This window comes from Streptococcus sp. HMSC062D07, assembly GCF_001814215.1.
Taxonomy (GTDB): Bacteria; Bacillota; Bacilli; order Lactobacillales; family Streptococcaceae; genus Streptococcus; species Streptococcus infantis_I.
Genome location: NZ_KV815334.1, coordinates 54,050 through 69,224 on the forward strand (window position 1 = coordinate 54,050; position 15,175 = coordinate 69,224).

The following is a 15,175-nucleotide window of genomic DNA, read 5'->3' on the forward strand; positions in this document are numbered from 1 at the left end:
TTCCTCAACTTGAAAGCTGATATAATAGCCATATGAATAAAAAATCAACGGTGGACCTAATTCATGGTCCTATCCTTCCTTCACTGATTAGTTTTGCTTTACCGATTCTATTGTCCAACATCTTTCAGCAACTCTACAATACAGCTGATATTTTGATTGTTGGGCGTTTTTTAGGACAAAATTCCTTGGCGGCAGTCGGAGCTACGACAGCCATTTTTGATTTGATTATTGGATTTGCCCTCGGAGTCGGAAATGGGATGGGAGTTGTTATTGCCCGTCTTTACGGTGCTCGTAATTTTGCTAAAATTAAAGAAGCTGTAGCTGCGACTTGGATTTTAGGTGCTATCCTGAGTGGTCTTGTCATGTTGATGGGGTTCTTCGGCCTTTATCCGCTCTTACAATATCTCGAAACACCTGCAGAAATTCTCCCCCAATCTTATGAATATATTTCCATGATTGTTAGCTGTGTGGGAGTTAGTTTTGCTTACAATCTCTTTGCAGGATTACTGCGCTCAATTGGTGATAGCCTTGCTGCGCTTGCTTTCCTTATTTTTTCAGCTATCGTTAATGTGATTCTGGATTTGTATTTTATTACACAATTGCAGTTGGGAGTTCAGTCTGCGGGTCTTGCAACCATTATCTCGCAAGGTTTGTCAGCAATCCTCTGTTATTTCTATATTCGCAAGAGTGTTCCAGAGCTTCTTCCAGGTCTCAAACATTTCAAATGGAATAAGGATCTTTATGTGGATCTCTTGGAACAAGGTCTAGCCATGGGCTTGATGGGGTCAATTGTCTCTATCGGAAGCGTCATCTTGCAATCCTCTGTTAATGGCTTTGGAGCAGTGATTATCAGCGCTCAAACGGCAGCGCGTAGAATCATGGCCTTTGCCCTATTGCCAATGACGGCTATTTCGGCTTCGATGACGACTTTTATCTCTCAAAACTTTGGGGCAAAACGTCCAGATCGTATCGTCCAAGGTCTTCGTCTAGGGAGCTATTTGAGTATGGCTTGGGCAACCTTTGCTTGTGTGTTCCTATTTTTTGCAAGTCCTAGCCTAGTTTCTTTCTTAGCGAGTTCAACAGATGGTTACTTGATTGAAAATGGAACCTTGTACCTACGTATTAGTTCTGTTTTCTATCCGTTTTTGAGTCTTTTATTGATTTATAGAAATAGTTTGCAGGGACTCGGTCAAAAACTCTTACCCCTCATATCTAGTTTTATCGAGTTTATCGGGAAAATTGTTTTCGTCGCTTGGATTATTCCTTGGGCAGGTTATACAGGTGTGATTCTATGTGAACCGCTACTTTGGCTGGTTATGACTGCACAGCTTTATATCTCACTCTCTCAGCACCCTTGGATAAAAGAAGGCAAGAAAATCTTGGCTGTCGGCGGACAATCCTAGCTTCATTTATAAAAGAAAAATCCATTTCCTCTAGTGAAAATCGACTAGACTTGTGTTATAATAAGAAAGATTAAAATGTGAAAAAAGGAGATTCCTAATGGGACGTAAATGGGCCAATATCGTAGCCAAGAAAACGGCTAAAGATGGAGCTAACTCTAAAGTATATGCAAAATTTGGTGTAGAAATCTATGTAGCAGCTAAAAAAGGTGATCCAGATCCAGAATCAAACTCAGCTTTGAAATTCGTTATCGATCGTGCCAAACAAGCGCAAGTGCCAAAACACGTTATTGATAAGGCTTTGGATAAGGCTAAAGGAAATACAGACGAAACCTTTACAGAAGGGCGTTACGAAGGGTTTGGGCCAAATGGTTCAATGTTGATCGTTGATACCTTGACTTCAAACGTTAACCGTACAGCTGCCAATGTCCGTGCTGCCTTTGGTAAAAACGGCGGAAACATGGGAGCTTCAGGTTCTGTATCTTACCTCTTTGACAACAAAGGTGTTATCGTCTTTGCAGGTGATGATGCTGATGCGATCTTTGAGCTTTTGCTTGAAGCAGATGTCGATGTAGACGATGTAGAAGCAGAAGAAGGAACAATCACTGTTTACACAGCTCCAACTGACCTTCACAAAGCTATTGTGGCTTTGCGTGAATCTGGTATCGAAGAATTCCAAGTAACAGAACTTGAGATGATTCCTCAATCAGAAGTTGAGTTGTCAGGTGAAGATTTAGAAACATTCGAAAAACTATACAGCGTACTTGAAGACGACGAAGATGTCCAAAAAATCTATACCAATGTAGATGGATTCTAATAGAAAAGCGAACAGGCTTAATATCTGTTCGCTTTTTTGTTATGTTAAACTTTCACTCCATCATCAGTTTGCTCTTTTCTATCCAAGCCTAGGGCAAATTTACGGATGAGAAGAAACTGGCCGTTTTCCTGCTTTGCGAAAGTGAGTACAACTGTCTTGGTGTTTGAACCGAGGGATAGATAGGTGATTTTCTTAATGTCGTAGTCACCTGAGGTTGACTCAATTTCAGAATCTGGTAGTCCATGCTTGCTGATGATATCTTTGTAGTTGGAGCCACCTTTTCCTCTGTTTGCAGTGTCTCCCTCTATCAAAGCATCGAACTGCTCCTGGGTCCAAGAGAAGGTATCGGTATCTTTGATATCCTCTTCATCATGTCTATAATCTGGTGATTTTCCAAATTTCTCATCTTCCGTTAAAGAGGTCAGACTTCTGTAGGGGTGACGAAAGTTTTTAGCCAAGTCAGTAAAGACACCAGAAGGTAATACTTGCGTCATTAAGACAAGAAAAATGGATAGAATACCTAGGCTTGTTCCGATGATAGCCAATATTTTACGATTTTTGAGATTAAGGCCGATACCAAAAATGCCTAGGGCGATAGCAATAATGGCAAAGAAAAAGGCTAAAATGCTAATGATTGGTAGCCAGGAACCAAGAAGGGCCAGGGTTCCAAAGATGATGGCAAAGATTCCTAAAATTTTCTCTTCTTTATGTTTCATTTGTAAGTTTCTCATTTCTAATCAGGGTGTATTCTTATAGGTGTGAGATAGTGTTTATTATAGATAAAATAAGAGCTGATGTCAATTTCTGCTTAGATAGTTCTCATTGAAACTTAAATGTTCTTATGAGAACTATTTTTACTTAGAAGGGAGAAAGAATGGATAAACCGATGTTGGTCTTTAAACGTTTTTCAATCCCCAGTCTATTGACTCGGACGACTAATGATATCACGCAGATTCAAATGCTCTTTACCATGGGACTCCAAGTGGTCACTCGTGGTCCTATCATGGCTATTTGGGCCATTGGGAAAATCCTTGGCATGTCAGAATACTGGATTTGGGCAGTAGTGGTGGAGTCATTGTCAACGATCCGCAATGCTGACTTGATTCTGGTCATGAAAGAAGGAAACATCATCGAGCAAGGCAATCATGAAGAGCTTATGGCTCAGGCTGGTTTCTATGCAGACCTCTACAATAGTCAATTTACAGAAGACGAAGCAGAAGAATAAATCAAAAGAAGGCTTGACGGCCTTCTTTTTCTGCACTATACTAGAGTAGGAGATGCTAGCAGACTCGTTCTGTCAGGCTTCTTGTGTAAAATCTAGAAACAACGAGAAAACAGATGAAAAACTATCAAGAGTGGTACGAGAAGAGGAAATCAAGTCTTCTTCGACACCCACAACTATTGCAATTGATGCGAGTCTTTAATCGCATGATGACAGTTCTGATGCCCTTGGCTTACTTGACACTGTTGGGAACAAACTTTGTAAGTAAAGGGGTTGGGAAAGAACTTTCTGCCTATATTTTAGTTCCAGCTTTAGGCTTTCTCCTATTGACGCTAGTTCGTAAGTGGATCAATCAACCACGACCTTATGAAACTTGGGAAATTGTCCCGCTACTAGATAAGGACAGCTCTGGGAATTCAATGCCTAGTCGCCACGTCTTTTCGGCAACCATCATTTCCATGGCTTGCTTGCATGCAAATCTTCCTGTGGGGTTGGTTTTATTGGTCTTATCAGCTCTTCTCGGTCTTGTGCGAGTCTTAGGAGGTGTTCATTATCCAAAGGATGTTTTAGTTGGCTACGCCTGTGGCCTCCTATTGGGAATTTTTTTCTTTATTTTCTAAAAAGCAAAGCAAGTGGGCTTGGCCTCGTAACCACTTACGGGTCAAAAGTGACCACTTGCTTTTTTGCCCTTGTAAAGTCTTCTGGCCTTTGGTATAGTAGATGCAGAAAGGAGATAGGATGAAGTTACGAATCGAGATTGATAGTGAATTAACTGAGACAGAGATTGTCATCAAGGCTGCAGCCCTGACAGATGAAATAGCTGACTTGCAACGACTCTTGCAAGAAACCAAGGCTCCTAGGTTGATCTTTTACAAGGGGACGGGTGAGTATTACTTAGACTTGGCAGAAATCCTCTTCTTTGAGACGGAAGGTAGCAAGATTTACGCCCATACCCAGAAAGAGGCCTACGAGGTTCGACTTAAACTCTATGAGTTAGAGTCCATTCTGCCCCGCTATTTCAGTCGGGTATCCAAGTCGACTATTGCCAATATTCGGCAAGTCTACTCGGTGGACAAGTCCTTCTCAGGGACAGGCACTATTTCCTTTTATCAAACCCACAAGGAGGTTCACGTGTCACGGCACTACCAATCCCTCCTAAAAGAAAATCTAAGAAACATGAGGTAAGAACATGAAAAAGAAAGCATTTGGTATTGTGTTGCTAGTATTGGCAGCTTTAGTATTGTTACAGGGGAATTTTGGAATCCCTTCTCTTGGGGGGCACATTTGGCCCTTGATTGGTATTGGATTTTTTGCCTATCAATCAGTTGAGGCAATTCTTCGTCGTCATTTCACTTCAGCCTCCTTTACAGCCCTAGTAGCCTTCATGATTGCTAATCATTTTTATGACATTTTACCGATTCCCAATCAATCATTGTTCTGGGCGGGAGTGCTAATCGTTCTCGGAGTTGGCATGTTGACTAATTCGAACAAAACATGGAACGAGAAAAAATGGTGGTATGACGCTGAAAAGACCATTCTAACAGAAAAGGAAGTTTCCTTTGGTAGTGGAACTTTTTACAAACAGGACCAAGACTTGGTAGAAGACCAGTTTGAAGTTAGCTGTGGAAATGCTAAGATTTATTATGACAATGCAGAGATGTTAGGCGATAGTGCAACCTTGAAGGTAGAAGTTAGTTTAGGGAATGCAGTTATCTATGTGCCCCAACACTGGAGAGTGGACCTGAAGGTGGAGACTTCTTGTGGAGTAGCTAAGGCAGATGCTCCTGTAGCCCCAACCAGCAAAACCTTGATTATCCGTGGAGACGTAGCTTTCGGGAAACTTGGTGTCGTCTACGTCAAATAAAAAAAGTCTTCCAATTCCCTTGCCAAAATGGAGAAAGTGTGATAACATAGTACGGTATGTGGTGCTAGCACATCCGCTATATTAGATCTAATAGGAGGAAAACACAATGGCTAAAGTATGTTACTTTACAGGTCGTAAGACTGTATCAGGAAACAACCGTTCACACGCGATGAACCAAACTAAACGTGCCGTAAAACCAAACCTTCAAAAAGTTACTGTTCTTATCGATGGTAAACCTAAAAAAGTTTGGGCTTCAGCTCGTGCTTTGAAATCAGGAAAAGTAGAACGCGTTTAATAAACATGAAAAGACCTACAGGGTCTTTTTCTTTTGCTCGAAAGCTGAAATCATTTGAAAAATCAAGCAAATATCCGCCGATACATCATTCTGCTTTTACAGTTGGGCTGAAATATGATAAAATAGAGTATCAACTATTTGAGGTAAAAAAAATGACTGTAAAAATTAATACAAAAGATGGTCAAGTCGAACTGACAGATGATGTGATCGCTACTGTCGTAGGTGGTGCAGCAACTGAAATTTTTGGTGTAGTCGGTATGGCTAGTAAAAATGCCCTCAAAGATAATTTCCAAGCCCTTCTTGGTAAGGAAAATTATTCAAAAGGTGTAGTCGTTAAAGCAGCTGAAGACGGTAGTATTGCAGTTGATGTATATACTGTATTGAGCTACGGTACAAAAATCAGTGAAGTTTCAAAAAACATCCAAGAACGTGTTCGCTTTAGCCTAGAGAACCAACTTGGAATCACTGCTCAAACTGTGAATGTCTACATTCAAAATATCAAAGTTGTAGGAGAATAATCGTGTCAAATATTACTACAAGCTTATTTCAAGAAATGGTACAGGCTGCTTCAACTCGTTTGAACAAGCAAGCCGAATATGTCAATTCATTGAACGTCTTCCCAGTTCCAGACGGAGATACAGGAACAAACATGGGAATGACGATCGAAAATGGTGCTAAAGAAGTCGCAGACAAACCAGCTTCAACAGTTGGTGAGGCTGCAAGTATCTTGGCTAAAGGTCTTTTGATGGGTGCGCGTGGAAACTCAGGAGTTATCACTTCACAGCTCTTCCGTGGGTTCTCACAAGCCATCAAGACAAAAGAAGAGTTAACAGGGAAAGACCTAGCTCTTGCCTTCCAATCAGGTGTTGAAGTAGCCTACAAGGCTGTTATGAAGCCAGTTGAAGGAACAATCTTGACTGTATCACGTGGAGCTGCCATCGGTGCTAAGAAAAAAGCAGAACAGACAGATGACGCAGTTGAAGTTATGCGTGCAGCCTTGGAAGGAGCTAAAGCAGCCCTTGCGAAGACTCCAGAAATGCTTCCAGTATTGAAGGAAGTTGGCGTTGTGGACTCAGGTGGTCAAGGTTTGGTCTTCATCTATGAAGGATTCCTTTCAGCTCTTACTGGTGAATACAGTGCGTCTGAAGACTTTGTAGCGACTCCAGCCAATATGGGTGAGATGATCAATGCAGAACACCACAAATCTGTAGCTGGACATGTGGCAACTGAAGACATTACCTTTGGTTACTGTACTGAGATCATGGTTGCCCTTAAACAAGGTCCGACTTATGCTAAAGAGTTTGATTACGAAGAGTTCCGTAACTACTTGAACAATCTTGGGGACTCTCTACTTGTTGTCAATGACGATGAAATCGTTAAAGTTCACGTCCATACAGAAGACCCAGGACTTGTTATGCAAGAAGGTCTCAAGTATGGTAGCTTGGTTAAGGTTAAAGTAGATAACATGCGTAACCAACACGAAGCGCAAGTAGAAAAAGAAGCTCAAGTCAGCAAGCCAGCTGAAGAAAAAGAATATGCTCTTATCGCAGTAGTAGCTGGACAAGGCTTGGCAGACATCTTCCGTGCACAAGGTGTGGACTATGTCATCGAAGGTGGACAAACCATGAACCCTTCGACAGAAGACTTTGTCAAGGCTGTTGAGAAAGTTAATGCTCGTAACATCATTTTCTTGCCAAACAACAAAAACATCTTCATGGCAGCTCAATCTGCAGCTGAAGTATTGGAACAACCAGCCGTTGTAGTAGAAGCTCGTACAATTCCTCAAGGATTGACTAGTCTTCTTGCCTTTGATCCAAGCAAATCAATCGAAGAAAACCAAGAACGCATGACTGCAGCTCTTGGGGACGTTGTCAGCGGTAGTGTAACAACAGCTGTTCGTGACACGACTATCGATGGTCTAGAAATCCATGAAAATGACAATCTTGGTATGGTGGATGGTAAGATTCTCGTATCAAACCCTGATATGCACCAAACCTTGACTGAAACCTTGAAACATATGTTGGACGAAGACAGTGAAATCGTAACTTTCTATGTCGGAGAAGACGGAAGTGAAGAATTGGCAAATGAAATTGCTCAAGAAATCGCGGAAGAATTCGAAGATGTCGAAGTAGAAATTCACCAAGGACAACAACCAGTTTACCCATACCTTTTCAGTGTGGAATAGGAGATTCAAATTGAAGAAAATTTTGGGATTAGTACTTGTATCGGTATCTCTACTTGCAGGTTGTAGCAAGTTGTTACCTCATCGCGCAAATGACAAGAGTAAAGCGAGTGATACAGCTACAAGTCAAACGACAACCAATCAAGCAAAAGAAGAAAAAACAAAAGTCCTTAAAGGGAAAATGGATGAATTTGATGTCACTATGACCTTTGTTTATACGGATGTTGTTAAAAACTTCAAGATGGAGATGCTCGGAAAAATGAACGTGGAGATTCCTGATGGAGTTACTCCAGAAGAATTCCAAGCAATCTTCCGTGAAGCTATGGAAGATAGTCCAGAATATCTTGAAATTAAGGACGAGCCTGGTGTTAATGTAGAATATTTTATCACCGAGGACAAAAAGATGAGAGTCGTTATGGAACTCGATCTTGAAAAAGCAGACTTGAATAAAGTAAAAAACACATATTTCTTTAAATCACTAGCGGATGGTATAGAAGACTTTAAAAAGCCTAATGCACTATTCGCTGCATTAAAATTACAGGGATTTAAAGAAGAATAAAAAGAAAGGTTGGGATTTTCCCGACCTTTTTTGATTTTCAGAGAATTCTATTTTCATAGCGATTAGACTTTTTGTGACATTTGTCATATCTCCTCATGACAGAAGCTTCTAGTGATACAACCATCAAAGAATTATAATAGATGTATCAAATGGAGGAAGAAAAAAATGAAACATAAAGTAATTGTCGCAATGAGTTTAGTAGCAGCAGGAGTCATGACTTATCTCATGTTTTCAGGATTGGACGAAGGCTTCTATCATTTTCCTTGGGAGTTATTTGCAGGATTTGGCATGATGTCTTGGTTGATCCGGGAAGGTTTGAAATTGGTTTCAGATGTGAAAAAGGAGTTTGAAAAATGAAAAAAGCGATTCTCTATCTCTTTATTGGATTGTCACTAGTGGTATGGTTGGTCGAAATGTTTACAGGTTGGTTTGATCAAGCCTTCCTTCACCAAGCCATTCGTGGTGCCTGGGGACTAGGATTTATGATTTTTATCGCCTTTCCGATGGGGAAGGAGTGGCTGAAAGGAGAATATCATGAACATGATTAAGGTAGAAAGCCTAAATAAAAGCATCAAGGGCAAGGCTATTTTGAAGGATATTTCCTTTGAGGTAGCTGAAGGTGAATGCGTCGCCTTGATTGGGCCAAATGGTGCTGGAAAGACAACGCTATTGGACTGTTTGCTTGGGGATAAGCTAGTCACCAGAGGTCAAGTATCCATCCAAGGTTTGCCAGTGACGAGTTCTCAGTTAGACTATATTAGAGGCTACCTCCCTCAAGAAAATGTCATTGTTCAGAAATTAAAAGTTAAAGAGTTGATTGCTTTCTTTCAAAGCATTTATCCAAATCCCTTGAGCAACCAGGAAATCGATCAACTATTACAGTTTGACAAGCAACAAAAAGAACAATTGGCAGAAAAATTGTCAGGTGGGCAAAAGCGTCTCTTCTCTTTTGTCTTGACCTTGATTGGGCGACCAAAGCTTGTTTTTTTAGATGAGCCAACTTCGGCCATGGATACTTCAACCCGTCAACGTTTTTGGGAAATTGTCCAAGATCTAAAATCCCAAGGAGTTACCATTCTCTATTCGTCCCATTATATTGAGGAAGTAGAGCATACAGCGGACCGAATTTTGGTCTTAAATAAGGGAGAGTTGATTCGTGATACAACACCTCTAGCCATGCGCAGTGAGGAGATTGAAAAGCACTTTATCCTACCTCTGGCTTACAAGGAAGTTGTCGAACAGTCTAACTTGGTTGAAAACTGGTCACAAAAACAAGATGCTTTGCAAGTAGTTACACGTGAAGCGGATGCTTTTTGGCAACTGTTAGTGCAAGCAGGATGTAGGATTCAAGAAATTGAAGTCAATAACCGTAGCTTGCTGGATACAATTTTTGAAGAAACACAAAAGGGAGATGACTAAGATGAAACGATTGATCGCACTAAACAAGATAGAATTTCTATTGACCAAACGACAACTAGTCTATTATCTATTATCCGTAGGGATGCCGACAGCCTTCTATCTATTCTTTTCAGGCATGTACCAGGATACACCAGATGGACCAGTTAATTTTATGCGCGACTACCTCATCTCCATGACGGCCTTTTCCATGATGTCGACAGCTATCTTTTCATTCCCAGTTGTTTTACATACCGATAAAATCAACAACTGGCAGAAAACATTACGCCATACTCCAGTAAATATGGTAGAATATTATCTATCAAAGATAACAAGTATGATAGTTGATTATTTGGTTTCAATTCTGGTTGTTTTCTCAGTTGGGCATTTTGTAAGAGGTGTGGATATGTCTCTTGGAAACTGGATTGGGGCTGCGCTCTTGCTGATAGTAGGAAGTGTTGCCTTTGTAGCACTTGGCTTGACCTTGACTCTCTTGCCGTCCAGTCAGTTGATGTCTGTCGTAGGCAATCTTCTTTACTTTGGCTTGGCTGTGTTAGGCGGACTCTGGATGCCTGTCTCTTTATTTCCAGACTGGATGCAAGCAATCGGGAAGCGTCTACCAAGCTATCAGTTGATGGAATTGATCAAGACCTTCTTAAACGAGGGTGGCATCAATTTATCAGCCACAATTTATCTACTTGTTTTTTCAGCAGTTTTATTTGGTTTGACTATTTACCTTCAAGGTCATAAGGAGAATGCTTAATGCTTGAAAGACTAAAAAGCATACACTATATGTTTTGGGTCAGTTTAATTTTTATGATTTTCCCCATCCTACCTGTAGTGACTGGGTGGCTTTCTGTCTGGCATTTATTGATTGATATTCTATTTGTAGTGGCGTATTTGGGTATTTTAACAACCAAGAGCCAGCGCCTATCTTGGCTTTTCTGGGGGATCATGCTGACTTATGTAGTTGGTTATACTGCCTTTGTTGCTGTTAATTATATCTGGTTTTTCTTTTACCTTTCTAATCTCTTAATTTATCATTTCAGGGTGCGGAGTCTTCGTTCTCTGCATGTCTGGACTTTTCTCCTTGCTCAAGTTCTTGTTGTTGGACAACTCATGATGTTTCAGTCAGTCGAAACTGAGGCTGTAGCCTTTGAGCTTGGGATTCTTACTTTTGTCGATTTGATGACATTGGGCTTGGTTCGGATTCGCATTGTCGAGGATTTGAAAGAAGCTCAGGCTAAGCAAAATGCCCAGATAAATCTATTGCTTGCTGAAAATGAACGTAGTCGTATCGGTCAGGATTTGCATGATAGTCTGGGACATACCTTTGCTATGCTCAGTGTCAAGACAGATTTAGCCTTGCAGTTGTTTCAGATGGAGGCTTATCCACAGGTGGAAAAGGAATTAAAAGAAATTCACCAGATCAGCAAGGATTCCATGAATGAAGTGCGAACCATTGTGGAAAATCTGAAATCACGGACCCTAGCTTCAGAGCTTGAGACTGTCAAAAAGATGCTAGAGATTGCTGGGATTGAGGTTGAGGTTGATAATCAGTTGGACAAGGCTAGCTTGACCCAGGATGTAGAGTCGACAGCTGCCATGATTTTGCTAGAACTGGCGACCAATATTATCAAGCATGCCAGAGCTGAAAAAGCCTATCTAAAACTGGAACGTACAGATCAGGAATTGGTCCTGACAGTTAGAGATGACGGGAAAGGTTTTGCAACTGTAAAAGGAAATGAACTCCATACAGTCCGTGACCGTGCAGCAGCCTTTTCAGGTCAAGTAGAGCTAGTCAGTTTGAAACATCCAACAGAGGTGCGCGTGCATCTGCCTTATAAGGAGAGAAAGTAGATGAAAGTATTAGTCGCAGAAGATCAAAGTATGCTGAGAGACGCCATGTGCCAGCTCTTAAGTTTTCAACCAGATGTGGAGACTGTTCTGCAGGCGAAAAATGGAGCCGAGGCTATCGAGGTTTTGGAGAAAGAAGCAGTCGATATTGCCATCCTTGACGTCGAAATGCCAGTAAAGACGGGACTAGAAGCACTTGAGTGGATCAAACAAGAAGTGCCTGAAACCAAGGTGGTTATCGTTACGACCTTTAAACGGCCAGGTTATTTTGAACGAGCGGTCAAAGCAGGAGTCGATGCCTATGTCTTGAAAGAACGGAGCATCGCTGAGCTCATGCAAACCCTACATACGGTGTTAGAGGGACGCAAGGAATATTCTCCAGAGCTCATGGAGGTCATGATGACCCATCCCAATCCCTTGACCGAGCAAGAAGTCGCTGTTCTACATGGAGTTGCTCAGGGCCTCTCCAACCAAGAAATTGCTGACAAGCTCTACCTCTCAAACGGCACCGTCCGTAATTACATGACCAACATCCTCTCCAAACTAGGCGCCAGCAACCGAACCGAAGCAGCCAAAACTGCCGAAGAAGAAGGCTGGTTGTGAGGGGAGAGAAAGAAAAAAATCTCTTAGAAATGAATCTAAGAGATTTTTTGTATTATTCAAGTCTATTTTGCTACCCAGCCGATGGCATCGCTAGGTGGGGTTTCGGTATCAATCCAGATGAATTCAATCCCGATTTCGCCATTTGTAAATTTGGTCAATCGAATACCGTTGATTTCTAGTTCATTGAGTCGTTGGCCTGTCAATACTTCTCGTTCTTTCAACTGGAAAACACCACGCAAGATCCAATTTCCAAGGATTTCTTGCTTATCAGTTGACTGAATCGCCTTGCCAGCTTCTTGGTTGATATAGGCATTGATGACATCACCAGAAGATAAGAAACGTAATTTAAAAGTTCTTTCCTCTTTTGGTAGAGCTAGTTTTTTAGTGCCGGGTTCAAAAGTCCCAAATCCAGGACCAAAGAAATCAGGTCTTTCATCGTGGAAATTCTTGGAGTCGGGTAGAGGAATGTAAACTTCACTAACTGGACGATACACTAATTGTTCGATTTCTTTAATGAGTTTTTCATTGCCAGTATTGTGAGCAAAGTTAATCAAGTCCTCACGAATAGCCTTCATCTTAGCTTTTTCTTCCCTGCTGGTCCATTTCTTCAAGAGGATTTCTTCAAGAGAGAAGGTCACAAAAGCTAGTTCTTCTGGAGCTAAACTGTCCTTAAATTTATCCTGAATCTTTAAAATCCGTGGCAGACGATCTTTTTTGGCTAATTTTGAACCACCATTAAAGGCATTGAAACCAGAGTTTTCTTCCACATTTCCATGTTTGTCTGTGATAACCCAAGACACTGTTTCTAAGATATCGGATTGTTCCTTTTCAGCTGTTAGTAAATGAAGATTTTCAAAGAGAGAAAAAGGATCTTCGATGTAATGAACATCCCAAGTGTCTACCACAATGTCTTTATTATTAAAAGTCATGTGAAGCTGGCTGTCAGCCGCGGTATACTTGTAGTGGTGTTGTCCATCTGTAAAACGAAAGTTAGTTGGATTGTTTTTGGTGGTAGAGCCCTCAATGACCAGATTATCAATATCGACTGGTAAATAAGTCGTCTCCCCAACAAAAATTTTAGGATTTTCTCCCTTCGGTGTTGGCATCAGAACGTGATAAACAGCTTCAACGTTGATCGAATCCGAGTTGAAACCCTTGATTTGTGCCTTAGAGGACTCGATTCTCTGATTTCTAAGAGTCGCAATCTTTCGTGCCAACTCTTCATAGCGCTGATAGTTTTCCTTGTCTGCTGACTCTTTATCGGCAGCAATATCTGCATGAAACTTGATATCACCCAACAAATCCGTCCAAGATTGAGAATCTTTTTTAAACTGAGCGATTTTTTGGTCTCCAGAATTAATTCCAAAAGACTTGATACCCACTAGGTATTTATGATTTTCATCCACAACGACAGAAGCATCATAGGAAGTATTGGCGATATCTTCCCCTACGGCATTAAAAGCCTTCTGGAAAACAGTCTCCTGAAATTTGGAGTTAACAATCGGAGCCACATAATTCTCTGTTTGTCCCTCGTCTTCGGATTCTGCCTTTTGAGAGAAAGCTTGGCTCAAACTAGCGAAGTTAGTAATTAAGGTTTTGTATTTTTCTTTTTGTTCAGATTTTAGATGTTCCCACATAAGCACCCTCTTTTCTATTTTCAGTATATCAAAAGAAGATTAGTTTTTCACTAATCCTCTTATATATTCGTTAATTAATACTGTAAAATTCGAGTTTGCCTTGTTTTTTAACAAGTCTCAAATACTCTTCATCTGACAAAACGGCTAAACCATCGTCATAAGCCTTGATTTTTTCAAGAGCTTGGTCATAGCTATCCACAAATTCCTTGACATAGGATTGTCCTTCAAATTGACCGTTCATCTTAGTGTAGATAATGGCGAATTTTCCTGAACGGTCAAGTTGAGATTGCCCTTGGCTTTCATTTAAGGCCTTAGCAACATTTTCCGCGATGCGTTTAATCACAGGAACAACTACGCTATTTCCTGCTTGCTTGTATAGCTGACCGTTAGAAACCCCTTCTGGGATTTTAAAGGATTTAGGGTAGCCTTGTACATTAAAGGTTTCTTTCGGTGTCAGCTTACGAATCTCACCGCTGTCTGTCAGGATCAATGGAACATTGTGTCCACCTGTTCCCATATTTGCTGTCAAAGTAGGAACAACTCCGTTTTTATTTTCACGGACATACTGACGGCGCCACTGGTAAACTGTATCTTGACTGGTGACTTCAAACTTCAACTGGTCATAGAAATTTTGCTTGCCTTCACGGTAATAGTAGACCTCATCAAGCTGATCGCCGAAGTTAATGACATCTTGAAGAGAAGTCGTGAGCTTGATTTCCTCTGGAAATTCAAACAAATCATAAGCTTCCTTGGTGTCAAAACCGACAATGTAAATCCGCTCACGGTTTTGTGGGATATTTCCGTAGTCTTTCCCGTTGAGAACCTTCCACTTAATAAAGTAGTTGTTCTCAGTCAAGGCTTCACGAATAACCTTGAAGGTGTTGCCATGGTCATGACCGACCATATTCTTGACGTTTTCGATGAAGATGGCACGAGGTTTACGCCCCTCAATCATGCGAAGCAATTCGAAGAAAAGGTCACCACGATCATCATCAAAGCCCTTACGATAACCCGCAATACTAAAGGCCTGGCAAGGGAAACCTCCCATAATCACATCCACGCGCTCAGCTGGAATGTCCTCTGGCTGAACATCGTGAATATCACGACCATCCAAATATGTATCTGGATGGTTTAACTGATAAGTCTGACGTGCATACTTATCAAATTCATTGGCATACACCACTCTGAACTCGTTGGTCTGTTCAAATCCCAACTCAATTCCCCCAACACCTGAGAAGAAAGCTGCAATGTTGTACTTCTCAGGTCGGTTCGAACTTACAGAATTTGTCATGTAGTAACCTGCTTTCTAAAAATTTATCTTTTGTCATATTATAGACATATCTC

The 15,175-nt window shown here is 41.1% G+C and carries 18 protein-coding genes and 1 pseudogene; 16 read left to right on the forward strand and 3 right to left on the reverse strand.

From position 1 onward, the window contains the following. The first annotated feature begins 32 nt into the window (after positions 1 to 32). Positions 33 to 1,403 (forward strand): MATE family efflux transporter, encoded by a 1,371-nt coding sequence (locus HMPREF2957_RS06960; protein ID WP_070678414.1) that lies wholly within the window; start codon positions 33 to 35, stop codon positions 1,401 to 1,403. Between the two features lie 97 nt (positions 1,404 to 1,500). Continuing rightward, positions 1,501 to 2,217 (forward strand): YebC/PmpR family DNA-binding transcriptional regulator, encoded by a 717-nt coding sequence (locus HMPREF2957_RS06965; RefSeq protein ID WP_004250532.1) that lies wholly within the window; start codon positions 1,501 to 1,503, stop codon positions 2,215 to 2,217. 44 nt (positions 2,218 to 2,261) lie between these two features. On the opposite strand, the gene HMPREF2957_RS06970 is transcribed toward HMPREF2957_RS06965, so the two are convergent. Then, entirely contained in the window at positions 2,262 to 2,933 is a 672-nt protein-coding gene (locus HMPREF2957_RS06970) for a CD20-like domain-containing protein (protein ID WP_070678417.1), read from the reverse strand. A 356-nt stretch (positions 2,934 to 3,289) separates the two neighbouring features. Between HMPREF2957_RS06970 and HMPREF2957_RS06980 the strand changes: the two are divergent. From HMPREF2957_RS06980 to HMPREF2957_RS07045, 14 genes and pseudogenes are all read left to right on the forward strand, one after another. Beyond that, a pseudogene (locus HMPREF2957_RS06980) lies at positions 3,290 to 3,442 on the forward strand (ABC transporter ATP-binding protein); the annotation flags it as partial. 113 nt (positions 3,443 to 3,555) lie between these two features. Then, entirely contained in the window at positions 3,556 to 4,059 is a 504-nt protein-coding gene (locus HMPREF2957_RS06985) for a phosphatase PAP2 family protein (RefSeq protein ID WP_070678423.1), read from the forward strand. A gap of 118 nt (positions 4,060 to 4,177) precedes the next feature. Beyond that, positions 4,178 to 4,624: a LytTR family DNA-binding domain-containing protein gene (locus HMPREF2957_RS06990; RefSeq protein ID WP_004250544.1), complete on the forward strand. Its 447-nt coding sequence runs from the start codon at positions 4,178 to 4,180 to the stop codon at positions 4,622 to 4,624. 4 nt (positions 4,625 to 4,628) lie between these two features. After that, positions 4,629 to 5,303, forward strand: a complete 675-nt coding sequence (locus HMPREF2957_RS06995; protein ID WP_070678426.1) for a LiaF transmembrane domain-containing protein — start codon at positions 4,629 to 4,631, stop codon at positions 5,301 to 5,303. A gap of 106 nt (positions 5,304 to 5,409) precedes the next feature. After that, entirely contained in the window at positions 5,410 to 5,598 is a 189-nt protein-coding gene (gene rpmB / locus HMPREF2957_RS07000; RefSeq protein ID WP_001140948.1) for a 50S ribosomal protein L28, read from the forward strand. Between the two features lie 152 nt (positions 5,599 to 5,750). After that, complete coding sequence (locus HMPREF2957_RS07005) at positions 5,751 to 6,116, forward strand: Asp23/Gls24 family envelope stress response protein (protein ID WP_000216443.1); 366 nt, start codon at positions 5,751 to 5,753, stop codon at positions 6,114 to 6,116. A gap of 2 nt (positions 6,117 to 6,118) precedes the next feature. After that, on the forward strand, positions 6,119 to 7,783 hold the full coding sequence (locus HMPREF2957_RS07010; RefSeq protein WP_070678429.1) for a DAK2 domain-containing protein: 1,665 nt from the start codon (positions 6,119 to 6,121) through the stop codon (positions 7,781 to 7,783). 10 nt (positions 7,784 to 7,793) lie between these two features. Further along, positions 7,794 to 8,339 carry an SP0191 family lipoprotein gene (locus tag HMPREF2957_RS07015; protein WP_070678432.1) on the forward strand — a complete coding sequence of 182 codons (546 nt, stop codon included), beginning with the start codon at positions 7,794 to 7,796 and terminating at the stop codon, positions 8,337 to 8,339. 165 nt (positions 8,340 to 8,504) lie between these two features. Then, positions 8,505 to 8,696 (forward strand): hypothetical protein, encoded by a 192-nt coding sequence (locus HMPREF2957_RS07020; protein WP_000681201.1) that lies wholly within the window; start codon positions 8,505 to 8,507, stop codon positions 8,694 to 8,696. Further along, positions 8,693 to 8,887 (forward strand): hypothetical protein, encoded by a 195-nt coding sequence (locus HMPREF2957_RS07025; protein ID WP_006154913.1) that lies wholly within the window; start codon positions 8,693 to 8,695, stop codon positions 8,885 to 8,887. The genes HMPREF2957_RS07020 and HMPREF2957_RS07025 overlap by 4 nt, the downstream gene beginning before the upstream one ends. Further along, on the forward strand, positions 8,874 to 9,758 hold the full coding sequence (locus tag HMPREF2957_RS07030) for an ABC transporter ATP-binding protein (RefSeq protein ID WP_070678435.1): 885 nt from the start codon (positions 8,874 to 8,876) through the stop codon (positions 9,756 to 9,758). The genes HMPREF2957_RS07025 and HMPREF2957_RS07030 overlap by 14 nt, the downstream gene beginning before the upstream one ends. A 1-nt stretch (position 9,759) precedes the next feature. Continuing rightward, the gene (locus HMPREF2957_RS07035; protein ID WP_070678438.1) at positions 9,760 to 10,497 is read left to right on the forward strand and encodes an ABC transporter permease; all 738 of its coding nucleotides are present in this window, start codon (positions 9,760 to 9,762) and stop codon (positions 10,495 to 10,497) included. Beyond that, entirely contained in the window at positions 10,497 to 11,594 is a 1,098-nt protein-coding gene (locus HMPREF2957_RS07040) for a sensor histidine kinase (RefSeq protein WP_070678440.1), read from the forward strand. Before HMPREF2957_RS07035 ends, HMPREF2957_RS07040 begins: the two co-directional genes overlap by 1 nt. Then, the gene (locus HMPREF2957_RS07045; RefSeq protein WP_000866708.1) at positions 11,595 to 12,194 is read left to right on the forward strand and encodes a response regulator transcription factor; all 600 of its coding nucleotides are present in this window, start codon (positions 11,595 to 11,597) and stop codon (positions 12,192 to 12,194) included. A 62-nt stretch (positions 12,195 to 12,256) separates the two neighbouring features. Here the strand turns inward: HMPREF2957_RS07045 and HMPREF2957_RS07050 are convergent, their stop codons facing one another. Beyond that, positions 12,257 to 13,831 (reverse strand): hypothetical protein, encoded by a 1,575-nt coding sequence (locus HMPREF2957_RS07050; RefSeq protein WP_070678443.1) that lies wholly within the window; start codon positions 13,829 to 13,831, stop codon positions 12,257 to 12,259. A 70-nt stretch (positions 13,832 to 13,901) separates the two neighbouring features. Beyond that, complete coding sequence (locus HMPREF2957_RS07055) at positions 13,902 to 15,122, reverse strand: DNA cytosine methyltransferase (RefSeq protein ID WP_070678446.1); 1,221 nt, start codon at positions 15,120 to 15,122, stop codon at positions 13,902 to 13,904. Positions 15,123 to 15,175 lie beyond the last annotated feature (53 nt).